We start from the raw sequence: 23,196 nt of genomic DNA on the forward strand, positions 1-23,196 counted from the left end.
CGCTACGCCCAGCCGAGCTCGTGCAACCGCTCGTCGTCGATCCCGTAGAAGTGACCGATCTCGTGCACGAGCGTGGTGTGCACCTCGTCCTTGAGTTCCTCGACGGTGTCGCACTCGGCCAGGTGCTGCTTGCGGAACACCACGATGCGGTCAGGCAGTTCCCCGTAGCCGTACTGCCCGCGTTCCGTCGCGGCGATGCCGTCGTACACGCCGAACAGGTCGGAGCCGTCCTCGGGTTCGTCCTCGACCACGAACACCACGTTGTCGAGCCCGTCGACCATGTCGTCGGGGAGCAGGTCGAGCTCATCGGTCACGAGCTGCTCGAACGCGTCGGCGGACATCTCCATCACGGGGTCGATCGTGGCAGACCAACCTGGCGGAACGACGAAGGCCCCGATCCATCGGACCGGGGCCTTCGTCTGATCTTCATCAGTGATGGGGTGAATAACGGGTCTCGAACCCGCGACCTCCTAGACCACAACCAGGCGCTCTACCAACTGAGCTATATCCACCATGTTCGCACCGGCGGACCGGCGCGACCACTCAATAGTAGTACACGCGGCGAGTGGTGCGGACCACCCGTGTCGCTACTCGGCCGCGGGCTGGGCGAGCCGCGGCTCCCACTTCGCCACGACGTCGGCCTGCACGGCGCGCACGTCGTCGGTGCTCGGGCCGGGCTCGGCGACGAAGCCCGCGCGGCGGTAGTACTCGAGCTCGCGGATCGACTCGAGGATGTCCGCGAGCGCGCGGTGTCCGCCGTGCTTCTCCGGCGCATTGAAGTACACGCGCGGGAACCAGCGTCGGCACAGTTCCTTGATGCTCGACACGTCGACGCTGCGGTAGTGCAGGTGACCGTCGACCCGCGGCATGTACTTCGACAGGAACGCCCGGTCCGTGCCGATGGTGTTGCCGGCCAGGGGAGCGGAGCCCTCGGCCGGCACGTGCTGGAGGATGTACTCGAGCACCTGGTACTCGGCGTCGGCGAGGCTCACGCCGTTCGGGATCTCCTCGATCAGGCCCGAGGTCGTGTGCATGTTCGTCACGAACTCGTTCATGTTGTCGAGCGCGGACTGGTCCGGCTTGATCACGATGTCGAAGCCGGGGTGCACGGGCTCGAGGTCGAAGTCGGTGATGACCACGGCCACCTCGACGAGTTCGTCGACCTCGAGGTCGAGGCCGGTCATCTCGCAGTCGATCCAGACGAGGCGGTCATTCGCGGTTGCCATGGGAACGATCCTATTCCCGGGCCGCGGGCTGCCCGTACGCGGTGGTGACGATCGCCAGCGCCAGCGCCAGCGCCAGCGCCGCCAGCGCCAGCGCCAGCGCCAGATCCGCCAGCCCGTTCCGCGAGCCCGATCCGCGAGCGGGCGAAATGCCGCGGTCGCCCTGCGGATGCACCCGGGCATTCCGCCCGCTCGTCGGCGAGGCGGGCCGGATGCAGTGGGGGTGACCGCTTGGGGCCCGAGGCGACCCCGGCAAGCAGTCCCGCGCCTCCCGGCGATCGCCGCCACCCCGCCTGCTGCACCGCTCCCGCCTGCACCCGCCTGCGCGAGCGGGCGGAATGCCGGGGCCGTCGTGCGGACAGACGCGGGCATTTCGCCCGCTCGGCGGCGGCGGGGCTCCGGTCGCGCCGTGCCTCGCTCCATCCCTGGCCGAGCGGGTGAAATGCCGCGGTCACGCCGCAGGCGGACCCCGACGTTTCGCCCGTTCGTCGGTGAGGCGGGCCGCATGCGACGCAGGCGACTCCCTGGAGGCGCCTGGCGACCCCGGCGGGCCGCGCCGCGCCTGGAAGCCGTCGCGCACGGACGCACGGACGCACGGACGCACGAACGGGCGAAATGCCGGGGTGCCCACTGGGGACACTCCGGCATTTCGCCCGCTCGCGGTCAGCGAGGAGCGAGGAGCGGGCGGCGGCGAGTGCGAGCGCCCGGGGGCTACGCCATGTCGCCGGCGGTGATGGCTTCGGCCTCGACACGCTCGGGCTCGGCACCGTCGTCGACGCGGCGCAGGACCTTCGTGGTGCAGAGGATCACCACGAAGGCGACCGCGACGGACGCGCCCGCGAAGACGTACGCGGCCGAGGGGGAGTACGCGTCGGCGAGCAGGGTCGCGACGGGTGGGGCGACGGCGCCGCCGATGAAGCGGACGGCGGAGTAGGCGCTCGAGGCGACCGAGCGGGGCAGGTCCGTGGCCTCCATGACGCACTCGGTGAGCACGGTGTTCAGGACGCCGAGCACGAGTCCGCCGATCACCACGCAGACGATCAGACCCACCTGCGACCGCACGACGACGGCGGCGGCGAACAGGTCGAGTGCCAACAGCGGCAGGGCGACCTTCAGCACGGTGGTCCGGCGCATCCGAGCGGTGAGCATCGGGGCGACCCACACCGAGGTGATCGCGAGACCGACGCCCCATCCGAAGAACGTGAAGCCGATGCCGAGTGCGCCGAAGCCGAGCGGGAACGGCGTGTAGGCGAGCAGGACGAAGAAGCCGATGTTGTAGAAGAGCGCGGTCGCCGCCAGGGCTGCGAGCGCGGGCCGGGCCAGGGCGCGGAAGGGTGCCGAGAGCTTCGTGGGGGTGGGCTTCTCGAGGCTGCCGGTCTTCAGCAGCGCCACGATCGCGATGAAGGCGACGGCCATCAGGGTCGTGACACCGAAGAACGGTCCGCGCCAGCTCACTGAGCCGAGCAGGCCGCCGACGAGCGGGCCGACCGCGATGCCGAGGCCGAGTGCGGCCTCGTACAGGATGATCGCGGACGCGGTGCCGCCCGAGGCCGCTCCGACGATGGTCGCGAGTGCGGTGGAGATGAAGAGCGCGTTTCCGAGACCCCAGCCGGCGCGGAAGTCGATGATGCTCCACACGCTGTTCGAGGTGGCGGCGAGCACCGAGAACACCACGATGAGCGCGAGGCCGATCAGCAGGGTGCGCTTCGCGCCGATGCGGCTCGAGACCCAGCTGGTGAAGAACATCGCGACGCCGGTGACGGCCAGGTAGCTCGTGAAGAGCAACTCGGTCTGCGCGGCGGTCGCCTTGAGTGACGCAGCGATAGCGGGAAGGATCGGGTCGACGAGCCCGATGCCCATGAAGGCGACGACGCACGCGAAGGCGATCGCCCAGACCGCTGACGACTGCTTGAGGATCGAGCCGGACTGGCCGGCGGGTGCGTGGGTGTTCACGCGGGGATCTCCGTTCCGTTGTGGGGTGTTGTCCTGGTCCGCTGGGCGATGAGGGTCGCCGCGTGGTGCAGGACGTCCCAGTCGTCGTCGGTGAGGTCGGCGAACAGCGGGCCGACCGTGCTCGTGAGGGTGGCGCGCCAGGCGCCGAGTCGCTCGCGTCCGGCGTCGGTGAGCTCGATGAGCTGTCCGCGGGAGTCTTCGGGGTCGACGCTGCGGGTGACCAGACCGTCGGCGAGCATGCCGGTCACGAGTCGGGTCATCGTGGGTTGCGCCACGCGCGAGGCGACCGCGAGTTCGCCGAGCCGAAGGGGCGCGTCGGTCTCGAGGATGCCGAGCGTGCGCCAGACGGCGGCGGACGTCGTGTTCCCCGTCGACTGGACGGCGCTGCGGATCAGGCGGTTGACGGAGACGAGGAGTGTCTCGATCGTCTGTTCGCGCAGTGATTCCATAGCCGAACTATATAGCAGTGCTATGCACCCCGCAACAGGCGTGGCCTGGTAGAAGGGACGCATGAGCGACATCACCATCAACGAGGGCGACCAGTACACCGCGATCTTCCACGGCGGCCCCTTCGACGGCACGACCGACACCCGCACCGCCACGAGTGACGCGCTGGACGACGAGGTCACGGTGTTCGCCGACGTCGAAGGCCTGCAGACGGCCTTCACCTACCGCGCCACCGGACACCGCCACGTCCTCGACCAGATCTCGGTCGACTTCGAGCTCGTGCCGGGCGAGTCCGACCCCGTCGACGACCTGCAGGACCGCGGCGACCGGACCGGCGAGTTCGACCGGGAGTAGAACACCGCACCGCCGCGTTGCAAGACCACATGCAGCTCGACCTTTGGACGTCCGCTTTCTGCGCGCCGTGCGCCGCCGCCCGTCGGGTGTCGGCCGAGGCGTCGACGCTCGTCCACGGGCTGACCGTGACGGAACGCGACGTGGCGGGTCACCCCGACGACGCGGAGGACCTCGGCATCCGTTCGACTCCCACGATCATCGTGCGGCAGGACGACGGCACCGAGGTCTTCCGCTCACCCGGGGTCCCCACCCGGGACCAGCTCCTGCTCGCGGTCGCCAAGGCCCTCTGAGCGGCCGGCCGACGAGCGGTCGGCCGACGAGCGGTCGGCCGACGAGCTGTCGGCCGCTGCACGCCCCTGGGACGCACGCTGCGACGTCGGGGCCGCCACGGCGACGGGCTCCGGCGGATCCACCAGCGCGCTGAGCCGCCGCCCGAGTCGTTTGGCGCCCCGGATCGGCGCGCCGATCACCAGGGCGAGCGCCCCGAGTGCGGTCCGGTCAGCACCGCCGAGAGCGTTCTTCCGCTCCCACGCGCGCCGCAGCACGCCGCCCCGGCTCCGGCGAGCGGGCGCGCGGTCCACGAGTGTGCCCCCGTCCCGCTGGTCCATCAGGGCTGCGAGCCGGTGCTGCCAGTCGTCGTCGGAGTCCGGGTGGAAGTAGTTGTCCCGCATCCAGCTCGGCCGCACGGTGCCGAACCGGCCCTCGACCAGGTCGACCGCGTCGCCCTCCAGGCCGCTCGTCACGAAGACCTCGTTGATGAGGTGCCGCCCGATGCCGAAGTCGGTCAGCGTGAGGGCGGGCACGCCGCGGGCAGCAGCCTCGAGCACGGCGGTCGAGCTGATCGTGACGAGGGCCACCGCACGGTCGAGGTGCTCGGCCATCGGGCCGCTCTCCACCACGAGGTTCGACGGGGCGTCGGCGGGTACGAGGTCCGGGTACGGGTGCTCCTCGCGATGGGTCTGGTGCTCGCCTGCCGCGGCACGCGTCTTGATGACGACACGCCGCTCCGGGTGTGCCCGCGCCGTCTCGACGAGCCACCGCACGACGAGCGCCCGGTCGGCTCGCTCGAGCGGCACACTCGGCTGGGCCGCGAAGACGATGGAGTCGCGCACGCCGCCGGCGGCTGCAGCAGTCGCAGCAGTCGCGCCGGTCGCAGCGCTTGCGCCGGCACTCCGGGCGAACGGCAGCGTGGCGAGTGCGAAGTGCGGCTCGACCCCGCCCTCGCGCGCCGTCTCCTCGTAGGCCCGGACCTCTCGGTGACTGTGCAGCACGAACAGATCGGCCCGGGCGCGGAAGAAGATGCCCTTCCACTTCGACGGGAACGAGATCCCGGGCAACCCGGAGACCAGGACCGGCCGGTCGGGGATCCGACGGTGCACCTCGTCGATCACGAGTTCGGCGACCGGCCCGATCAGGGACACCAGGACGGCGTCCGGCGGGTCCTGCCGGAGTTCCTCGACGACGGTGTCGACGTCCTTCGGCGTCGGCGGCTGACGGTGCAGGTGCGCCAGACGCTCGTCGAGTCCGCGGAACGCCGCGCGCAGCTGCTTCGGACTCGCCGACCGCGGTGTGGCGACGGTCCGCAGCTCGAGGTCCCAGGCCGCCGGCGCGGTTGCCAGCAGGTGCGCGCCCCACTTCGCGAACGAGTCGGTGTCGACCAGCCCGACCACCCGTCGGACGCCTGGTGACGCATCGGACGGGAGGCGCGCCTCCCGTCCGCCCGTCGGCGCACCGCCGGTGCCGGTCGCGCCCACAGGCCTGCTGACGCCGCCGGTCGCGTCGGTCACGCGCCGACGCGACGCAGCTTCGCGAGCGGTGCCTGCTCGCCGGGGAAGATCCTCTTCACCCCGTCACCGAGGGCGGTCTCGATGATGCGGACGTCGCGCGCGAGCGTTTTCAGGCCGTGCGGCTCGAGCGACGCCGCGTGGTCCGAGCCCCACATCGTGCGGTCGAGGGTGATGTGTCGCTCGACGGCGGTGGCGCCGAGCGCGACGGCTGCGATGGAGATCTGCAGGCCGGGCTCGTGGCCGGAGTAGCCGACGGGCACGCCCGAGTAACGGTGGGCGAGGGTGTCGATCATGCGGAGGTTCGCTTCCTCGGCCGGCAGCGGGTACGTCGACGTCGCGTGCATGAGGACGAGTCGATCGGTGCCGAGGGCCTCCACGGCGGCGTCGATCTGCTCGAGCGTCGACATGCCGGTGGACAGGATGACGGGCTTGCCGGTGGTGGCGACGGCGGCGAGCATGCCGAGGTCGGTCACCGACGCCGAGGCGATCTTGTAGGCGACGACGTTGAGGTCCTCGAGGAAGTCCACCGACGGCTCGTCCCACGGGGACGCGAACCAGTCGAGGCCGCGCAGCGTCGCGTGGTCCCCGATCTCGATGTACTGGTCGCGGTCGAACTCGACGCGGTAGCGGTACTCGAGGTAGGTCATGTCGCCCCACGGGGTGCTCCGGGGGGTGTTCTTCATGTGCTCCGGCGTGGAGATCTCCGGCGTGCGCTTCTGGAACTTCACGGCCTGCAGGCCCGCGTCGGCGGCGACGTCGATGAGCTGCTTCGCGATGTCGACGTCACCGTTGTGGTTGAGGCCGATCTCGCCGATGAGGTAGGCGGGGTGCCCCGCGCCGATCGTGGACGTGCCGATGGTGACGGTCATGGTGCTCCGTTCGGTGCGGGGGTCGCCCGCGTCGGGGATGGTGCTGGGATCGGGGTCTGGTGGTGGTGTGGAGCGCGGTTCCGGTCCGTGTCGCCGGCCGCGTTCCGGTCCGCGTGTCGGTCCGGGGCGAGCGCCTCGGCGAGGGCTTCGGCCTGGGCTTCGGCGAGGGCGAGGTCGGCGGCGTCGTCGATGTCGATCGCGGCCGCGGGGTCGACGACGGCCAGCTCGACGCGACCGTGGAACCGGTGGCGGTTCTCGAGGAAGCCCGCCGTGCGCATCACGTAGAACGCGCCGGTCTCGCGGTACTCGGGCTCGCGGTCCTGACGGCGTGGACGAGTGGCGGCGTCGTGGTTCACCGCGACCGCGGTGCCGTCCGCGGCGAGGCGCCACAGGAACGCGTGCGACGGAGCGGCCGCGAAGACGGCGTCGGCGTGGCCGTTAACGACCCGGGCGACCGCGGCGTCGAGGTCGGCGGGCTCGATGAAGGGTGACGTGGCCTGCAGGAAGACGAGGACCTCGGGCAGGGGAGCCACGCTCGCGTCGAGTTCGTCGAGCACGTGCAGCAGCGCCGATTCGGACGATGCCTCGTCGCCGGCCAGATCGCCGGGGCGACGGACGACTCGGGCTCCGGCTGCGCGGGCCTCGGCGGCGATGGCGTCCCCGTCGGTCGACACGACCACGTCGTCGATGCGCGATGCACCCAGTGCCGACTCCACCGCACGACGCACCAGGGAACGACCGGCGACGGTGCGCAGGTTCTTGCCCGGGATTCCCTTCGAGCCGGCCCGAGCGGGCACGACGGCGAGGACGGTACCGGTGGAGCGCATGCTTCGGACGTTACGAAGCCCGGATGTCGCCGAGACGAACGGGGAGCAGACACGGGCGGAACCGTTCCGGAACCGCGCCGAGCCCGTGCGGCCGTGCCACCGCTAGAATCGACGTCGCTCGCCTCCGTAGCTCAGTGGATAGAGCAGGTGGTTTCTACCCACCGTGCCGCGGGTTCGATTCCTGCCGGGGGCGCCGAACACGAGAACGGGCCGCCATCCGATCGGATGACGGCCCGTTTTCGGACGTGTTGCTCGTCGCGCTGGCGCGGGGCTACTCGTCGTCGTCCGCGGCGCGGCGTCGGAGTTCGGCGGCGCTGATCGGCTGTGTGTAGGGCGCCTCGGAGGTTTCGCTCGCGTCCGTCGGCTCGGCCGGCGCCTGGTTCAGCCGCGTCGGGATGGACGTGGTGTTCGTCGTGCCGGGCGTCTCGACCTTGGGCGCCGACGCCGCTGAGACGCTGTTGGCGGGTGCACGGTTCACGTGTGCGTCCGCCGAGGTCGGCGTCGCGACAGCCGACGAACCGGATCGTTCCACGGTGGCCCCGGGGCGGTCGGTGCGCGGCGCCCGGTCGGTCTCGTCGAGTGCGCGGGTGGCTCCGGTCTCGCCGAAGGAGCGGGTGGCGGAGTCGTCGTCCACGACGCCGGTGTCGTCCGTGCGGCGGCTCGGGGTGGAGCGCGAAGGCGACGTCGGCGTGCCGAGCGCCGGACGCACGGGCGGCGCGGCGGTGTCGTCGTCGCCGTAGACGCGCGTGGTGTTCGCGCCGAAGGACCGCGTGGCGTTCGGGTCGGAAGTGCCTCGGTCGACAGAGAACGCCGGGGCCGCTGCAACTGCTGCGCCAGCCGGGGTGGACGACGGGGCTGCCGGAGCGGCGGAGGCCGTCGGAGTCGGCACCTGTCGCTGCGCCGGACGGAGGCTCGTCGTCGTCGGGGTGGGGCGCTCGCCCGGAGAGGCCGACGTCGAGGCCTGGGCGCGAGGAGCTTCGGCCTGGTCGGCGTTCCAGTCCTGCTGGCGCTTGATCAGCTCGGCATCGGGGTCAGGCGACTCGAACTTCCAGCGCTCGAGGTCCGCCTTGAAGAGCTTGCGTGCACGGTTCGGACGGGCCTGCCACTCGAGCAGACGGTCTCGGAACTCGGCGAGGGACTGCTCCGCCTGGAAGCTGAAGGTCGACGAGTTCTTCTTGATGTCGGCGATCTCGTGCTGGGCCCAGCTCGCGGCGAGCGGTGCACCCGGTACGGGCAGCAGGCGCAGGCGGATGTCGGCGTCTTCGGCCAGGTGGTCCGCGTACGAGCGTTCGTCGTGCCCGAGTGAACCCCAGGCGGCAGCCTTGCGCGCCGCTGAGACGATCGCGGCGACCGCCGCGTTCTTCGATTCACGCTCCTGGAGCGCCACGACCCGCTTCGTCGCGCTGCGCCCGATGAGCGCCGCGATGACACCCGCCACGATGATGGCGACGAAGGGGATCACAGCGCCCGAGAGCACCCGCCATCCTGTGTCGGACGAAGTCCAGTCGGTCAGGTCGTTCCACCAGTCCATGCGCGCACCTTACCCACGGAATGGGCAGGAGTCGGGGAGGCCGGTCGGTGTTCCGCGCATCCGACCGGAGATGATTCCAATCTGGAACATCATGACCACCGGAGGGTGTCCACGGCGTCGTCGGCGGACCAGACCTCGGGCAGTTCGACGAAGCGCCGCTCGGTCGCGATGTACCGGCGGGCCCGGAACGCGGTGTCACCGGCGACGTCGATCCGGTCGACGTACCCGACGATCTCGCCGTTGGCACGGGTCACCCGGCTGAGGTCGTCGCGGACGTCGAGGATGCGGTACTCGCCCCGGGCGCGGGCCAGCGGGAGGGTGCGGATCCGCAGTGCGGGTTCGGAAGTGGTCTGCATCGCTGGCCTCCTGGTCGGTGTGGTGACGACGCTACGGGCGGCCACCGACACGCCGAGGGACCTGTGCAGCGCTGGGGATCAGTGCTCCGACGGATCCGGTTGTGGAGGAGTGGACGGGCCACGCCGGTCGCCGGAAGGTAGGTTGTGGCCATGACGACGTTCGTGCTCGCAGGTGGATGTTTCTGGTGTCTCGACGCCGTGTACCGCACGCTGCAGGGCGTGCAGGACGTGGTGTCCGGGTACATCGGCGGCCGGGTCGCCGACCCGTCGTACGAGCTGGTGTGCACCGGCACGACCGGTCACGCCGAGGCGGTCGCCGTGACCTTCGACGAGGCGGTGATCCCGGCAGACGTCATCCTCGACGTGTTCTTCACGCTGCACGACCCCCGGCAGCTGAACCGGCAGGGCGCCGATGTCGGCACGCAGTACCGGTCGGCGATGTTCCCCGCGGACGACGCGCAGCGTGAGCTCTTCGCGCGGGCCGTCGAGCGTGCGTCCGAGATCTGGGACGGCGGGATCGTGACCACGATCGAGCCGCTCTCGACGTTCTTCCCGGCGGAGGAGTACCACCAGGACTTCTTCGCGAAGAACCCCGGTCAGGGTTACTGCCTCGCAGTGGCACTGCCCAAGGTGAACAAGGTCCGCAAGGCCTACAGTCAGTACATCCTGGCGTCCTGATCCCGGGGCGTCGGGGCCACAAGGAGGTGGTCGCACGATGACGAACAACACGGGGACCTGGGTCGCGATCGGTCCGGCCGGAGCGGTGGGCAGCATCCACCGCGCGGCGGACGGTTTCCAGGTCGAGCTCTACGGACGAGGACGGGCGGGCGGGCTCTACCCGTCACTCGAGTCGGCGAAGGGCGCGGTCCACGCCGCGCTCGGTCCGCTGGCGGCCCGGCCCGAGTTCCGAGCGCACTGACGCCCGGACGGTCGGACAGGAGGCCCGGGGGACTCGTCCTCCACAGGTCGCCTGTTCGGGTCCACACGTCACAGATGGAACCCGGGGCCGCTCCGGCAGCCCCGGGTTCCGTGACGATCGACGTATGAACGACATCATCACCGTCTGCGGAATCGTCGCCACCGAGCCGCGCCACCTCGTCACCGAGACCGGCATCGCCATCACGAGCCTGCGGCTCGCGTCACCCTCGCGCCGATGGGACCGGGCCACTGCTGCCTGGGTCAACGGCGCGACCAACTGGTACACCGTCACCGCCTTCCGCTCGCTCGCGTCGAACGTGTTCAAGTCCCTGAAGAAGGGTGACCGCATCGTCGTGGCCGGCCGAGTCCGCATCCGCACCTGGGAGCGCGACGGCCGCGGGGGCACCTCCGTCGAGATCGACGCCGACGGCATCGGGCACGACCTCGCCTGGGGCATCAGCAACTGGGTCCGCGTGCCGCGCCAGGTGGGCGACGCAGCCTCGGGCCAGAGCGGGATGCGCGGCGTCGACCCCCGCACGGGCGAGGTCCGAGAGCCCGCACCGGACACGAAGACCGGTCACCCGCACGAGCACGGCGCACCGGACCCCGCCGGACTGTCCGAGCACGCGTCGACCGAGCACGGTCCGGACGGAGCCGACGACGGCCTGCACGGCGCGCCAGCGCTCGGCGACGGTCCGGAGCCCGCCGGGTCGTCCGAGCGCGTGCTCGACGACGACGCTGCACCCTGGGAGTCGGTGCCGCCGCCCGACGACCAGCACCACCACGACGCGCACGACGCCGAAGCGGCCTGACCTGAGGCGCTGACTGGGTCAGTGGGTCGGGTCAGGCCGCCGGAGCTCCGCGCGGTTCAGCGGGCGGCGTCGGTCACCACTTCTGGGCGATCATCCCGATGCCGGAGACCTGCGCGGTGTCCCAGTTGCCACCGCGGGGCAGCCCGGTCACACGACCGTCGATCGTGAAGCTCGCACCCTGCACCCGCGGGCTGTTGGTCTGCTTCGCCTTCAGCCCGTGGAACGAGAAGCTCGTGTCCCACTTGCCGTTCAGGCCGGTGTTCGACTTGCGGTCGCCGACCGTGATGCGGGTGTTCTGCACCGTGGAGTGCACGACGTCGCCGTTCAGCCGGGCGTTGGCCTCGGCGTTGAAGAACAGGCGTCCGTCCAGGTTGAGCTTGAGGGTGCCGATCGTCTTGTGGTTCACGATCATCGTCGCGACGTCGTTCTTGTACCAGCGCATGCCGATCGGTGTGAGCTTGTTCGTCGCCGGGCCGAGGTAGCCGTAGGTGAACTTGCCGTTCTGCACCCGCTCCCAGATGTAGCGCGGCTTGCCCTTGCTCTGGGGCGATCCCTTGTCCGACTGGATACCGAAGGCGTAGGCGTTGTTGTGAGCGTCGTGCACGTTGATGTACGACGAGTACCCGGTGCCCGAGCCGGTCGCACTGATGCTCGCGGTGTACAGCAGGTACGGGTCGCCCTTCGGGACGGCACCGGCTGCGGATGCCGGTGCCACGGGGGCGACGAGCCCGACCGTGAGCGCGATCGCCCCGACGAAGGGGAGCGCCATGCGGCGGAGCCGCGAGGGGGTGGTCTGCGTGGTCATGGTCCTCGTCCTGTCCGTGGTCCTGATCCTGGTCCTCGTCGTGGTGGGTGACGGGCCCCCCGAGGTTGTGGGGCGAAGAGAGGTTACGTCGTGACGTGCCGTTTGCAACAGACCTGTCGTCAGTGCCGAAGTGGCGATCCGGCGTCGGGCGCGCGATGTTCCGGTGGTGTCACTACACTTGGGGCCGATATGGCTGAGTACATCTACCAGATGGTCCGCGCCCGCAAGGCGGTCGGCGACAAGCTGATCCTCGACGACGTCACGATGTCGTTCCTCCCCGGCGCCAAGATCGGTGTCGTCGGACCGAACGGTGCGGGCAAGTCGACGATCCTGAAGATCATGGCCGGTCTCGACCAGCCCTCGAACGGTGAGGCGAAGCTCACGCCGGGCTTCTCCGTCGGCATCCTCATGCAGGAGCCCGAGCTCGACGAGACCAAGACCGTGCTCGAGAACGTGCAGGAAGGCGTGGGCGAGATCCACGGCAAGCTCGCGCGGTTCAACGAGATCTCGGCGCTCATGGCCGAGCCGGACGCCGACTTCGACGCGCTCCTCGCCGAGATGGGCACCCTGCAGGAAGAGATCGACGCGGCCGACGCGTGGGACCTCGACTCGCAGCTCGAGCAGGCCATGGCCGCGCTCCAGTGCCCCCCGGGGGACGAACTCGTCACCCACCTGTCCGGTGGTGAGAAGCGCCGTGTCGCGCTGTGCAAGCTCCTGCTCCAGAAGCCGGACCTGCTCCTCCTCGACGAGCCCACCAACCACCTGGACGCCGAGAGCGTGCAGTGGCTCGAGCAGCACCTGCAGCAGTACCACGGCGCCGTCCTCGCCGTCACGCACGACCGGTACTTCCTGGACCACGTCGCTCAGTGGATCGCCGAGGTCGACCGCGGCCGTCTGTACCCGTACGAGGGCAACTACTCGACCTACCTCGAGAAGAAGCGCGCCCGCCTCGAGGTCCAGGGCAAGAAGGACGCCAAGCTCGCGAAGCGCCTGTCCTCGGAACTCGACTGGGTCCGGAGCAACACCAAGGGCCGTCAGGCGAAGTCGAAGGCCCGCCTCGCCCGCTACGAGGAGATGGTCACCGAGGCCGAGCGCACCCGGAAGCTCGACTTCGAAGAGATCGTGATCCCCGTGGGCCCGCGTCTGGGTTCGCAGGTCATCGACGCCGAGCACCTGCGCAAGCAGTTCGGTGAGCGCATCATCATCGGCGACCTGTCGTTCACGCTGCCCCGGAACGGCATCGTCGGCGTCATCGGCCCGAACGGTGTCGGCAAGACCACGCTCTTCAAGACGATCGTCGGTCTCGAGCCCCTCGACGGCGGCACGCTGAAGATCGGTGAGACGGTCGACATCTCCTACGTCGACCAGAGCCGCGGTGGCATCGACCCGAACAAGAACCTGTGGGAGGTCGTGTCCGACGGACTCGACTACATCCAGGTCGGCAAGACCGAGATCCCGTCGCGCGCCTACGTGTCGCAGTTCGGCTTCAAGGGCCCGGACCAGCAGAAGCGCGCCGGCATCCTCTCGGGTGGTGAGCGCAACCGTCTGAACCTGGCGCTGACGCTCAAGCAGGGCGGCAACCTGCTGCTCCTCGACGAGCCGACGAACGACCTGGACGTCGAGACCCTGGGCAGCCTCGAGAACGCGCTGCTCGAGTACCCCGGTTGCGCCGTGGTGATCACCCACGACCGGTGGTTCCTCGACCGCATCGCCACGCACATCCTGGCGTGGGAGGGCCTCAACGAGGACGGCACGCCGAACTGGTACTGGTTCGAGGGCAACTTCGAGGCGTACGAGGAGAACAAGGTCGAACGCCTCGGCGTCGACGCCGCCAAGCCCGGGCGCGCGACGTACCGCAAGCTCACCCGCGACTGACAAGCATGGCGAGACTGCACGCTCCGATCCGCATGCGGTGGAGCGACATCGACGCCTACGGTCACGTCAACAACTCCGCGATGCTGCGCCTCCTGGAAGAGGCGCGCATCGTGGGGTTCTGGGGTGCCGACCCCGACGAAGATCCCGGCACCAGCGACGGCAGCCTGCCCGAGCCGATCATTGACGGCCGACCCGGCTCCGGCACCATGACCGTGATCGCCGGGCAGCGGCTCGAGTACCTGGCGTCGATCCCGTACCTCCGCCAGCCGCTGGACATCCAGATGTGGATCGGGCGACTCGGGGGCGCGAGCATCGACGTCTCCTACGAGGTGTGGTCACCGGTCGGCCAGCAGCCGGCCGTGCTCTACACCCGGGCGACGACGGCGCTCGTGATGGTCGACGCTGCGACGAACCGCCCCCGTCGGCTGACCGACGTCGAGCGTGCCGCCTGTGAGCGCTACCTCGAGGAGCCCGTGCGGTTCAGCCGCCCGTAGGCACCCGCATCATGCCCTCCTGCGCGACGGTGGCCAGCAGCCGGCCGTCGCGCGAGAACATCCGGCCGAACGCGAGTCCCCGACCGCCCTGTGCACTCGGGGACTCCTGCGTGTACAGGACCCACTCGTCTGCTCGGCCGTCGCGGTGCCACCACATCGCGTGGTCGAGACTGGCGCTCTTCACCCCGGGAGTTCCCCAGGCCAGACCGTGCCGCCGCATCACCGGCTCGAGGATCGACAGGTCGCTGGCGTACCCGAGCACCGCGCGGTGCAGGGCCGGGTCGTCGGGCAGGTCACCCTGCACCCGGAACCAGACCGCCTGGTGCGGCACGTGCTCGCCCTGTACGTCGAGGAACACCGGACCCTCGACGTGCCGCAGATCGATCGAGCGCTCCGCCCAGGCCCGGGCGACGGGGTGGTCGATGGCGGACAGGATCGACGCGGCCGACGGCAGCGACTCCGGGGCGGGGGTGTCGACGGGGTAGGGGTCCTGGTGTTCGACACCGGTGTCGGGCACCTGGAACGACGCGATCATCGAGAAGATCGGCACCCCTCGCTGGTAGGCCTGCACGCGGCGGGCCGCGAACGAGCGGCCGTCGTGGATACGCTCGACGCCGAAGGTGATGGGCACGTCGATGTCACCCGGTCGTAGGAAGTACCCGTGCATCGAGTGCACGTCGCGGCCCTCGATGGTGGTCTGCGCGGCGACGATGCACTGCGCGAGCACCTGTCCGCCGAAGACCCGTCCGCCGGGTGACCAGTGGCTCGCACCGGTCAGGATCGTCTCGCCCGTGCTCGCACCGGTGTCCTCGAGTCGCAGGGTCCGCAGGAAGTCGGGTTCTCCGTTCACGTGGTGCAGTCTACGAAGGCGCACTCACCCGGCGTCGGAGGGCGCGAACGCCCAGCCGTCCGGAGGATCCCGGCCGGTAGGATCGGAACCGACATGGGCACCTCGTTCACGCTTCCCGACGCCGCCTCGCTCGGTGACCTCCGCACGTACCTCGGACGTGCCGCCCGGATCGAGGACGGCTCCGTCCGGCTCATCGCCGACTCCGGCGTCCTCGCGGTCTACACCGCGATCCTCTACCCGCTCGGGTTGCTCGACGAGCTGCCGACGGTCCTCGGTCTCCGCACGTTCTCGCTCACGGAGCCCGCGACGATCGACGCCGTGGTGCCGCTGCAGTCCTTGCTCGAGCGGCTCCGGCTGCTGGCCGAGGCGCAGGACGCCGAGCGCGCGGAGGGCGCCGACCCGACCCGGGCCACTCCGGTCGAGGTCGAGCTGCCGCACGAGGTCCACACCGTCACCTGGGCGGCGATCTCGCCGCCCCGCGGTGGCTGGGTGCCGCTGCCTGACGTCTCTCCCGAGCTCCTCCGCCGGGCGACCCGCGACGGCATCGCCGAGGTCGCCGACGCCGTGCCCTCGAACGCGGGCGAGGCGATCGTCCGCCGGATCCGCGCCGAGGTCTGGGGTCGACCGGTCCCCGGCATCGAGCACCTGCCTGCTGGCGCGGGTTTCGCGGGGGAGAGCCTCGGCTTCCTCGGGCACGACCCGGTCCGGCTGTTCGAGACCGGACCCTGGAGCCGGCTCACGACGTCCCGCGGGCACGTGCTCGTCAAGCGTCGCGCCTGGACCCTGAACCCGTAGCGACGGCGACCGCGGGCGGCGTGGTTGGCTGGCGGCATGCAGGTCTTCCTCACCGGTGCGTCCGGCTACATCGGCTCCTCGGTCCTCCGTTCCCTCGTCGCCCACGGTGACGAGGTCACCGCACTCGTCCGCTCGGACGAGAAGGCACAGCACGTCCGCGACGCCGGCGGCCGCGCCCTGGTCGGGGACGTCACCGACACCGAGGTGGTCGAGCGCCTGCTGCACGAGAGCGACGCCGCCGTCCACACGGCGTCGGCCCCCGGCGTCGACCCCGACTTCCTCCGGACGGTGATCGCCGCCTTCGCGGGGACGCCCAAGCCGTTCGTGCACACCGGCGGGATCTTCACCTTCGGCGACTCGACCGACATCTCCGAGCTGTCGCCGATCGACCCGCCGGCGCTGACCGGGTGGCGCGCGGCGAACGAGGCGCTGCTCCGTGCGAGCGAGGTGCGGAGCACGATCGTCGCACCGGGCATCGTGTACGGCCGTGGCGCGGGCATCCCGGCGATGTTCGTCAGCGACGGCGAGCAGCCGGTGTCGCTCGTCGGCGACGGTTCGCAGCGCTGGACGACGGTGCACTTGGACGACCTCGGCGAGCTGTACGTCCTGGCCCTGCACCGCGGGGAGCAGGACGGGTACGTCGTCGCCGCGACCGGGGACAACCCGACCGTGCGGGACATCGCCACGGCGGGTGCCCACGGTGCACCGGTCGTCGCCGAGAGCGTCGACGCCAGCCGCGACCGACTCGGCACCGACTACGCCGATGCACTGCTGCTCCACCAGGAGGCCTCCGGGGCGCACGCGCGCTCGGCCCTCGGCTGGCGGCCGACGCGGCCCTCGCTCGTCGACGACCTCGCCGCCGGTTCGTACGTGCGCTGACGCGTGGCGTTCCGCGGGTACGAGGCCGCTGGGGCAGCCGGACGGGAGGCCCGTGGCGACGCCGCCACGGGCCTCCCGTCCCGCTGCGGGCGTGTTCACTGCGCCGGCGTCGCGCAGGGCGCGCGTCAGTCGAAGGAGTTCGTCATCGCGTGGGCGGCGCGGTCCAGGTAGGCCCAGAGCTCGGCCTCGTCGAGGGGCGCGAGCTCGAGGGACTCGACCGCCTCGTGCATGTGGTGGAGCCAGCGCTCGCGAGCCTCGGACGTGATGCGGAACGGGTTGTGCCGCATCCGGAGGCGTGGATGGCCGCGCTGCTCGCTGTACGTGCCCGGCCCGCCCCAGTACTGCTGCAGGAAGGCGGACAGGCGCCAGATCGCACCCTCGAGGTCGTCGGCCGGGTACATCGGCCAGATGACCTCGTCCTGCTGCACACCCTCGTAGAAGCGACGGACGAGCCGGTCGAACGTCGGGGCGCCGCCGATCCGCTCGTACAGGGAGCCGGTGGCCGAGGCACCGTGCTCCCCGACCCGCAGCGTGATCGGCTGCGCGGGGACACCGGGGACACCGGGGCCGCCGAGCCCCGGGGGCGTGCCGAGCCCGCCGGGCATGCCGAGACCGCTCGGCGGTGTGGGGTCGGTCATCGGGGGTCCTTCCCGCTGTCGGGGTCGTCGGTGCGGATCGGCTGCCCGAGGATGTTGCGCTTGGCGCGGCGTGGCTTCGTGGGGGCGGGCGTCGGCTGGGTCCGCACCGAGCGGAGGCCGTTGATCGAGGTGGCGTTCTCCCAACCCTCTGGCATGATCATCGCCATGGCGGGCAGGGTGATGCCGAGTTCGTCGACGGCGCGCTTCAGGCGGGCGCGGAGTTCGCGGCCGACGACGTCGAGCTCGGAGGCGCGGGTCTTCACGACGAGTCGGAAGACCATGCCAGCGTCGCTGATCGACTGCAGCCCCCAGATCTCCGGCTTCTCGACGATGCGCTGGCGCCACCGAGGCTCCTGCGACATCGTCACGGCGGCCGCCAGCAGGGCATCCTGCACGGCGTCGATGTCGGTGTCGTACGGCACGGTGATGTCGACGAGGACGCGGGACCAGCCCTGTGACAGGTTGCCGACGCGCAGGATCTGACCGTTCGGCACGAACCACAGGATGCCGTTGACGTCGCGGATCTGCATGACGCGCAGGCCGACGTTCTCGACGACGCCCGTGGCCTGGCCGGTGTCGACGACGTCACCGACGCCGGCCTGGTCCTCGAGGATCATGAAGACGCCGGAGAGCAGGTCCTTCACGATGGACTGGGCGCCGACGGCGAGGCCGGCGGCGACGAGTGAGGCGCCACCGACGATGCCGACCGCGGCGTTGGGGATCGCGACGGGGATGATGATGGCCAACGCGATCACGACGACGATGACGGTCGCCAGGTTCTCCAGCACGCTGCCGAGCGTCCGGGTTCGCTGGACGACGCGAGCCGTCTGCACCGGCGAGGCGATGAGCGCCTGCGTGTCCTCAGCGCCCTGACGCTTCTTGACGCCGTTCACGACCCGGTCGACCACCTGCTTGATCATGCGGCGCAGGAACACGCGGACGAGGATCGCCGCGATGATCGTGATGACGATGGTGATCGGGACGTGCCAGGCATCGACGAACTGGGTGAAGGTGTTGGACGCCCACTTCGGGACGTCGGTGGTGTCTGCAGCCAAGGTCATATCCGGACGATGCTAAGCGGCGGGGCCTCGGCCTCCCTGGAGGAACGCCAAGACCCCGCCGGGTGGGACGACGGGTCAGGCGTCGGCGGCCTGGACCCGGAGTGCGCGCTCCGTGCCTGCGAGGCTCTCGGACACGATGCGGCGCAGGGCCGGCGTCTCCGGGTGCTCCTCGAGCCATGCAGCCGCAGCGTCACGGAGCTCGGTCGACGCGAGCGGTGCCGGGTAGAGGCCCGTGACGATGGTGTCGGCGATGTGGTAGCTGCGCTCGGCCCAGATGCGCGTGAGCACCTCGAAGTACCTCGGCACGAGGCCCTCGAGCACCACCGGGCTGTTCACGTGCTGGAACCCGACCGTGGTCTGGCGCACGATCGCGTTCGGCAGCTCGGACGAGTCGACGAGCGACGAGAACGCCGCCAGCTTGCCCTCGGCCGTGGGGATCGTCGCCCGGGCGCGGGCCGCTGCCTGCTCACCCGACGCCGTCTTGTCGGCGGCGAGCTCGGTGTCGATCTCGGCGTTGCCCGCAGCGCCCGCGAGCACGAGGCCCTCGAGCAGCTCCCAGCGCAGGTCGGTGTCGATCTCGAGGCCCTGCAGCGTGACCGATCCGTCGCGGAGGCCCTGCAGGGTCGCGACGTGCTCGGGCGTTGACGGGATCTGCGCGAAGAACTTCACGAACTGGAACTGCGCGTCCGAACCGGCCTCGGCCGAGGCGGCGAGCTGCCAGAGCGTGTCACCGACCGCGCGGACCGTGGTGTCGACAGTGCTCGGTGCCACGTAGTTGCGTGCGGTGAGCAGCAGCTGCGACAGCGTCGTGCGGATCGTCGTCGACTCGGTCTCGGTCGCGATGTTGCTGAGCACCAGGCGGACGTAGTCGCTCGCGGGGGATTCGGCGTCGCGCGTGGCGTCCCAGACGGAACCCCAGACGATCGAGCGGGCGAGCGGGTTCGCGATCGACGCGAGGTGCTCGATCGCGGTGCGCCGGGAGTGCTCGTCGAGACGGATCTTGGCGTAGGCCAGGTCGTCGTCGTTCAGGAGCACGAGGTCGCCGCGCTGCACGCCGACGAGCTCGGGGACCTCGGTGCGGGCGCCGTCGACGTCGATCTCGACACGGTGCACACGCTCGAGCTTGCCCCCGGCGGAGGCCGTGTCCGCGCCGAACGGGGCGGACTCGTCGGTGCGGAAGGCGTAGACGCCGATCGCCAGACGGTGCGGGCGCAGCGTCGGGTAGTCGGCCGCGGCCTCCTGCAGGACGGTGAACGACGTGATGACGCCGGACTCGTCGGTCTCGATCTCGGGGCGCAGCGTGTTGACCCCGGCGGTCTCGAGCCAGAGCTTCGACCACTCGGTCAGCTCGCGGCCGCTCGTCGCCTCGAGCTCGACGAGCAGGTCGCTGAGCTCGGTGTTGGAGTGGTGGTGCTTCTTGAAGTACGCGGACACCCCGGCGAAGAACGCGTCGATGCCGACCCAGGCGACGAGCTGCTTGAGGACCGAGCCGCCCTTCGCGTAGGTGATGCCGTCGAAGTTGACCTGGACGTCCTCGAGGTCGTTGATCGTCGCGACGATCGGGTGCGTCGAGGGGAGCTGGTCCTGGCGGTAGGCCCACGACTTCTCCATCGCCTGGAACGTCGTCCATGCCTCGGTCCACTCGGTGGCCTCGGCCGTGGCGATCGTGGACGCCCACTCGGCGAAGGACTCGTTGAGCCAGAGGTCGTTCCACCACTTCATGGTGACCAGATCGCCGAACCACATGTGCGCGAGCTCGTGCAGGATCGTGACGACCCGGCGCTCCTTGATGGCGTCGGTCACCTTCGACCGGAACACGTAGGTCTCGGTGAACGTGACGGCGCCCGCGTTCTCCATCGCGCCGGCGTTGAACTCCGGCACAAAGAGCTGGTCGTACTTCTCGAAGGGGTAGGCGACGTCGAACTTCTCCTCGAAGTACGCGAAGCCCTTCTTCGTGATGTCGAACACGTACTCGGGGTCGAGGTACGAGGCGAGCGACCTGCGCGCGAAGACGCCGAGCGGGATCGTCCGGCCGTCGCGGCTGGTGAGCTCGTCGCGCACGACCTCGTACGGTCCGGCGACGAGTGCCGTGATGTAGCTCGAGATGCGCGCCGTGGGCGGGAACGCCCAGGTGGCGACATCGCCGTCGACGTGAGGCTCGGGCGTCGGGGAGTTCGACACGACCTGCCAGCGCGCCGGCGCCGTGACGGTGAAGGAGAACTCGGCCTTGAGGTCGGGCTGCTCGAACACCGCGAACATGCGGCGCGAGTCCGGGACCTCGAACTGGGAGTACAGGTACACCTCTTCGTCCACCGGGTCGACGAAGCGGTGCAGGCCCTCGCCGGTGTTCGTGTACAGCGCGTCGCTGACGACCACGAGGTCGTTCTGCTCCTGCAGGTCGTCGAGCTGGATGCGGACGCCGTCGTTCACCGCGGCGACGTCGAGCGCCGTGCCGTTCAACGTGATCGACTGCACGGTCTTCGTGATGGCGTCGATGAAGGTCGACGCCCCGGCGGTCGCCGTGAAGCGCACGCGCGTGGTGCTGCCGAAGGTCTCCGCGCCGCGGGTCAGGTCGAGCTCGACGTCGTACGTCTGCACGGCGACGACGGCCGCGCGCTCCTGGGCTTCGATTCGGGTGAGGTTCTCTCCGGGCACGCAACGCTCCATCTTCGCTGGGGACGCGGACGATCGGTGTCCGCGTACGGGGCCCCGGACGGCGTCGTGCGCCGGCGGGACGATGGGTTCCAGCCTAGCGACGCCGCGTACGCTCGGATCGTGACCGAGACGACTGTGGACAACCCGACCGACCCCACCAGCGGACGCACCGCCGTGGAGTTCTGGTTCGACCCGAACTGCCCCTGGGCCTGGATGACGAGCCGCTGGGTGGGCGAGGTCGCCGAGCACCGCGACCTCGACGTGACCTGGAAGGTGATGAGCCTGTTCGTCCTCAACGAGGACCAGGACGTGCCGGACAGCTACAAGGAGCGCCTGCACGCGGGCCAGGTCTACCCGCGCATCGTCACGGCCGCGAAGCTCCGGCTCGGGCAGGACATCGTGAAGCCGCTGTACGACGCTCTCGGTGAGCACATCCACCACCGCCAGGAGAAGGACCCCGGGCAGGTCGTCCCCGCCGTGCTCGCCGAGCTCGGCCTCGACGCCGACCTGCTCGAGTACGCCTGGACCGACGAGGTCGACGCCGCGGTGCGCGCGAGCCACCAGGACGGCATCGACCGCGTCGGACAGGACGTCGGCACGCCCGTCATCGCCGTCGCGGGCACCGCGTTCTTCGGTCCGGTCATCTCCCCGGCGCCCAAGGGCCAGGAAGCGCTCGACCTGTGGGACGGCGTCGTCGCCGTCGCGAAGTACCCCGGCTTCTTCGAGCTCAAGCGCTCGCGCACGGTCGGCCCGATCTTCGACACCACCGACTGAGGCTCCGAAACCAGGTTCCGGACACAACACCGCGGTATCGCGTGGTTCAGTGTCCGGAACCTGGTTCCGTTCGCCGACGGGCGGACGGGAGGCGCGGCTCGCGCCCGCCCCGCCCGTCGCGTCAGACGAGTGGCAGGCGCATGAGCGTCAGGTCCAGCCAGCGGTCGAACTTGCGTCCGACCTCGGGCACGACCGCGACCGTGGTGAACCCGAGCCGCTCGTGCAGGGCGATCGACCCCGTGTTGGTGCTGCAGATGCCCGCGATCATCACGTGCCGGCCCTCGTCGGTGGCCCGTGCGACCAGGGCCTGCATCAGTGTCGTGGCGACACCCCGGCCGCGGTACGCCTCCACGACGTAGACGCTGTGCTCCACGGTCCGCTGGTACCCCTCGGGCGCCCGCCACTGCGAGTACGTCGCGTAGCCGGCCACGGCTCCGTCGACCTCGGCCACGAGCACCGGGTACCCGCCGTCCCGCCGCTCGGCGAGCCATCCGTCGAAGTACGAGCGCGGGTGCGGTTCGTCCTGCCAGATGGCGGTGGAATGCAGCACGGCGTCGACGTGCAGGGCGTGCACGACGTCGAGGTCGGTCGGCGTGCAGTCGCGGATCACGGCCCCGTTCGTCGCATATGCTGTCGTCATGTCTCACATCGTAGACGACCCCGCCGCCGATGATGCAACCGTCGCCGAGGACCCCGCCGTGGCGGACGAGCAGCGCGCCCTCGGGGACCGGCTCCAGCGCCTCCGCACCGAGCGGAAGTGGAGCCTGACCGAGCTCGCCGAGGAGTCCGGCGTCTCCCGCGCGATGATCAACCGGGTCGAGCGGGGGGTCTCCAGCCCGACCGCGACGATCCTCGGCCGGCTGTCCGGCGCCTTCGGCCTGACGATCTCGCAGCTCCTCGACGACGCCCTCGAGCACGAGGTGCCCAGGGTGACGGACCCCGACGAGGCGCGCGGGGTCCAACGCGGCGCGTCCGCCGATTCCTGGACCGATCCCGACACGGGGTACCGCCGCCGTCCGGTCTCGAGCGCGGCGTTCCCCGCTGACGTCACCGAGGTGCGCCTCCCGGCCGGCCGCGAAGTGGCCTACCCCGCGTCCGCCTCCGCGTTCCTGCGGCACTGCATCTGGGTCGTCGACGGCACGCTCGAGATCGTCGTCGGCGGCGAGCCGACGCGGCTGGCGGCAGGTGACCGGATCGAGCTCGGCGAGCCCGCTGACGTCGTCTACCGGAACCCGGGAGAGGAGCCCGTCCGGTACCTCGTCGTGGTGGTCCGGGCCACGTAGTCGCAGGAAT

Annotated in this window: 27 protein-coding genes and 2 tRNA genes; 12 read left to right on the plus strand and 17 right to left on the minus strand. The window is 70.5% G+C overall.

What is annotated here, in order from left to right; genetic code table 11:
- Nucleotides 1-2 precede the first annotated feature (2 nt).
- The 6 genes from ITJ56_RS09095 to ITJ56_RS09120 all read right to left on the minus strand — a co-directional run bounded on the left by ITJ56_RS09095 (nt 3) and on the right by ITJ56_RS09120 (nt 3,625).
- Nucleotides 3-347, minus strand: coding sequence for a metallopeptidase family protein (locus ITJ56_RS09095; protein WP_194630260.1), 345 nt, complete (start codon nt 345-347; stop codon nt 3-5).
- 89 nt (nt 348-436) lie between these two features.
- Nucleotides 437-512 (minus strand) — tRNA-His (locus tag ITJ56_RS09100).
- 75 nt (nt 513-587) lie between these two features.
- Nucleotides 588-1,226 carry an oligoribonuclease gene (gene orn, locus ITJ56_RS09105; RefSeq protein ID WP_194629951.1) on the minus strand — a complete coding sequence of 213 codons (639 nt, stop codon included), beginning with the start codon at nt 1,224-1,226 and terminating at the stop codon, nt 588-590.
- A gap of 10 nt (nt 1,227-1,236) precedes the next feature.
- A complete protein-coding gene (locus ITJ56_RS09110; RefSeq protein WP_194629953.1) occupies nt 1,237-1,398 on the minus strand; it encodes a hypothetical protein in 162 nt (53 codons plus the stop codon).
- A 536-nt stretch (nt 1,399-1,934) separates the two neighbouring features.
- Entirely contained in the window at nt 1,935-3,176 is a 1,242-nt protein-coding gene (locus ITJ56_RS09115; protein WP_194629955.1) for an MFS transporter, read from the minus strand.
- Nucleotides 3,173-3,625, minus strand: a complete 453-nt coding sequence (locus tag ITJ56_RS09120) for a MarR family winged helix-turn-helix transcriptional regulator (RefSeq protein WP_194629957.1) — start codon at nt 3,623-3,625, stop codon at nt 3,173-3,175. The genes ITJ56_RS09115 and ITJ56_RS09120 overlap by 4 nt, the downstream gene beginning before the upstream one ends.
- Nucleotides 3,626-3,686: 61 nt before the next feature.
- On the opposite strand from ITJ56_RS09120, the gene ITJ56_RS09125 reads away from it, so the two are divergent.
- Together ITJ56_RS09125 and ITJ56_RS09130 are read left to right on the plus strand one after the other, a co-directional pair.
- Nucleotides 3,687-3,977, plus strand: a complete 291-nt coding sequence (locus ITJ56_RS09125; protein ID WP_194629959.1) for a hypothetical protein — start codon at nt 3,687-3,689, stop codon at nt 3,975-3,977.
- A 29-nt stretch (nt 3,978-4,006) separates the two neighbouring features.
- On the plus strand, nt 4,007-4,267 hold the full coding sequence (locus ITJ56_RS09130; RefSeq protein WP_194629961.1) for a thioredoxin family protein: 261 nt from the start codon (nt 4,007-4,009) through the stop codon (nt 4,265-4,267).
- Here ITJ56_RS09130 and ITJ56_RS09135 read toward each other — a convergent pair.
- From ITJ56_RS09135 to ITJ56_RS09145, 3 genes are read right to left on the minus strand one after another with little or no spacing between them, the layout of a single operon-like run.
- Nucleotides 4,211-5,764 (minus strand): DUF6716 putative glycosyltransferase, encoded by a 1,554-nt coding sequence (locus ITJ56_RS09135; protein WP_194629963.1) that lies wholly within the window; start codon nt 5,762-5,764, stop codon nt 4,211-4,213. The two genes, ITJ56_RS09130 and ITJ56_RS09135, sit on opposite strands and share 57 nt — an antisense overlap.
- Nucleotides 5,761-6,633 carry an N-acetylneuraminate synthase family protein gene (locus ITJ56_RS09140; protein WP_194629965.1) on the minus strand — a complete coding sequence of 291 codons (873 nt, stop codon included), beginning with the start codon at nt 6,631-6,633 and terminating at the stop codon, nt 5,761-5,763. The genes ITJ56_RS09135 and ITJ56_RS09140 overlap by 4 nt, the downstream gene beginning before the upstream one ends.
- A complete protein-coding gene (locus ITJ56_RS09145; RefSeq protein ID WP_194629967.1) occupies nt 6,630-7,460 on the minus strand; it encodes a cytidylyltransferase domain-containing protein in 831 nt (276 codons plus the stop codon). The genes ITJ56_RS09140 and ITJ56_RS09145 overlap by 4 nt, the downstream gene beginning before the upstream one ends.
- 120 nt (nt 7,461-7,580) lie before the next feature.
- On the opposite strand from ITJ56_RS09145, the gene ITJ56_RS09150 reads away from it, so the two are divergent.
- A tRNA-Arg gene (locus ITJ56_RS09150) sits at nt 7,581-7,653 on the plus strand.
- Nucleotides 7,654-7,731: 78 nt separating this feature from the next.
- Here ITJ56_RS09150 and ITJ56_RS09155 read toward each other — a convergent pair.
- Together ITJ56_RS09155 and ITJ56_RS09160 are read right to left on the minus strand one after the other, a co-directional pair.
- Nucleotides 7,732-8,991, minus strand: coding sequence for a hypothetical protein (locus tag ITJ56_RS09155; RefSeq protein WP_194629969.1), 1,260 nt, complete (start codon nt 8,989-8,991; stop codon nt 7,732-7,734).
- A gap of 89 nt (nt 8,992-9,080) precedes the next feature.
- Nucleotides 9,081-9,347: a hypothetical protein gene (locus ITJ56_RS09160; RefSeq protein WP_194629970.1), complete on the minus strand. Its 267-nt coding sequence runs from the start codon at nt 9,345-9,347 to the stop codon at nt 9,081-9,083.
- Nucleotides 9,348-9,497: 150 nt separating this feature from the next.
- On the opposite strand from ITJ56_RS09160, the gene msrA reads away from it, so the two are divergent.
- The 3 genes from msrA (at nt 9,498) to ITJ56_RS09175 (ending at nt 11,077) form a co-directional block, all read left to right on the plus strand.
- Nucleotides 9,498-10,025 (plus strand): peptide-methionine (S)-S-oxide reductase MsrA, encoded by a 528-nt coding sequence (gene msrA / locus ITJ56_RS09165; RefSeq protein WP_194629972.1) that lies wholly within the window; start codon nt 9,498-9,500, stop codon nt 10,023-10,025.
- Between the two features lie 37 nt (nt 10,026-10,062).
- Nucleotides 10,063-10,266, plus strand: coding sequence for a methyltransferase (locus tag ITJ56_RS09170; RefSeq protein WP_123294006.1), 204 nt, complete (start codon nt 10,063-10,065; stop codon nt 10,264-10,266).
- 124 nt (nt 10,267-10,390) lie between these two features.
- A complete protein-coding gene (locus ITJ56_RS09175; RefSeq protein ID WP_194629974.1) occupies nt 10,391-11,077 on the plus strand; it encodes a single-stranded DNA-binding protein in 687 nt (228 codons plus the stop codon).
- 73 nt (nt 11,078-11,150) lie between these two features.
- On the opposite strand, the gene ITJ56_RS09180 is transcribed toward ITJ56_RS09175, so the two are convergent.
- Nucleotides 11,151-11,882, minus strand: coding sequence for a hypothetical protein (locus ITJ56_RS09180; protein ID WP_194629976.1), 732 nt, complete (start codon nt 11,880-11,882; stop codon nt 11,151-11,153).
- Between the two features lie 189 nt (nt 11,883-12,071).
- Here ITJ56_RS09180 and ettA point away from each other — a divergent pair, with 189 nt between their 5' ends.
- Together ettA and ITJ56_RS09190 are read left to right on the plus strand one after the other, a co-directional pair.
- A complete protein-coding gene (ettA, locus tag ITJ56_RS09185; RefSeq protein WP_194629978.1) occupies nt 12,072-13,757 on the plus strand; it encodes an energy-dependent translational throttle protein EttA in 1,686 nt (561 codons plus the stop codon).
- 5 nt (nt 13,758-13,762) lie between these two features.
- Nucleotides 13,763-14,251, plus strand: a complete 489-nt coding sequence (locus ITJ56_RS09190) for an acyl-CoA thioesterase (RefSeq protein ID WP_194629980.1) — start codon at nt 13,763-13,765, stop codon at nt 14,249-14,251.
- On the opposite strand, the gene ITJ56_RS09195 is transcribed toward ITJ56_RS09190, so the two are convergent.
- The gene (locus ITJ56_RS09195; RefSeq protein ID WP_194629982.1) at nt 14,238-15,101 is read right to left on the minus strand and encodes an acyl-CoA thioesterase; all 864 of its coding nucleotides are present in this window, start codon (nt 15,099-15,101) and stop codon (nt 14,238-14,240) included. The two genes, ITJ56_RS09190 and ITJ56_RS09195, sit on opposite strands and share 14 nt — an antisense overlap.
- Nucleotides 15,102-15,194: 93 nt before the next feature.
- Here ITJ56_RS09195 and ITJ56_RS09200 point away from each other — a divergent pair, with 93 nt between their 5' ends.
- Together ITJ56_RS09200 and ITJ56_RS09205 are read left to right on the plus strand one after the other, a co-directional pair.
- Complete coding sequence (locus ITJ56_RS09200; protein ID WP_194629984.1) at nt 15,195-15,896, plus strand: hypothetical protein; 702 nt, start codon at nt 15,195-15,197, stop codon at nt 15,894-15,896.
- A 36-nt stretch (nt 15,897-15,932) separates the two neighbouring features.
- Nucleotides 15,933-16,775, plus strand: coding sequence for an NAD(P)H-binding protein (locus ITJ56_RS09205; RefSeq protein WP_194629986.1), 843 nt, complete (start codon nt 15,933-15,935; stop codon nt 16,773-16,775).
- A gap of 125 nt (nt 16,776-16,900) precedes the next feature.
- Here ITJ56_RS09205 and ITJ56_RS09210 read toward each other — a convergent pair whose 3' ends face one another.
- The 3 genes from ITJ56_RS09210 to pepN all read right to left on the minus strand — a co-directional run bounded on the left by ITJ56_RS09210 (nt 16,901) and on the right by pepN (nt 21,129).
- Nucleotides 16,901-17,380: a globin gene (locus ITJ56_RS09210; protein ID WP_228517443.1), complete on the minus strand. Its 480-nt coding sequence runs from the start codon at nt 17,378-17,380 to the stop codon at nt 16,901-16,903.
- Nucleotides 17,381-17,409: 29 nt separating this feature from the next.
- Nucleotides 17,410-18,474: a mechanosensitive ion channel family protein gene (locus ITJ56_RS09215; RefSeq protein WP_194629988.1), complete on the minus strand. Its 1,065-nt coding sequence runs from the start codon at nt 18,472-18,474 to the stop codon at nt 17,410-17,412.
- 75 nt (nt 18,475-18,549) lie between these two features.
- Nucleotides 18,550-21,129, minus strand: a complete 2,580-nt coding sequence (pepN, locus tag ITJ56_RS09220) for an aminopeptidase N (protein ID WP_194629990.1) — start codon at nt 21,127-21,129, stop codon at nt 18,550-18,552.
- 213 nt (nt 21,130-21,342) lie between these two features.
- Between pepN and ITJ56_RS09225 the strand changes: the two genes are divergently transcribed.
- Nucleotides 21,343-21,903 carry a disulfide bond formation protein DsbA gene (locus ITJ56_RS09225; RefSeq protein WP_228517444.1) on the plus strand — a complete coding sequence of 187 codons (561 nt, stop codon included), beginning with the start codon at nt 21,343-21,345 and terminating at the stop codon, nt 21,901-21,903.
- Between the two features lie 121 nt (nt 21,904-22,024).
- On the opposite strand, the gene ITJ56_RS09230 is transcribed toward ITJ56_RS09225, so the two are convergent.
- The gene (locus ITJ56_RS09230; RefSeq protein WP_194629991.1) at nt 22,025-22,543 is read right to left on the minus strand and encodes a GNAT family N-acetyltransferase; all 519 of its coding nucleotides are present in this window, start codon (nt 22,541-22,543) and stop codon (nt 22,025-22,027) included.
- Here ITJ56_RS09230 and ITJ56_RS09235 point away from each other — a divergent pair.
- Entirely contained in the window at nt 22,542-23,186 is a 645-nt protein-coding gene (locus ITJ56_RS09235) for a helix-turn-helix domain-containing protein (RefSeq protein WP_194629993.1), read from the plus strand. The genes ITJ56_RS09230 and ITJ56_RS09235 overlap by 2 nt on opposite strands.
- Nucleotides 23,187-23,196 lie beyond the last annotated feature (10 nt).

The sequence above is a fragment of the Curtobacterium sp. VKM Ac-1376 genome (assembly GCF_015351025.1).
GTDB lineage: Bacteria > Actinomycetota > Actinomycetes > Actinomycetales > Microbacteriaceae > Curtobacterium.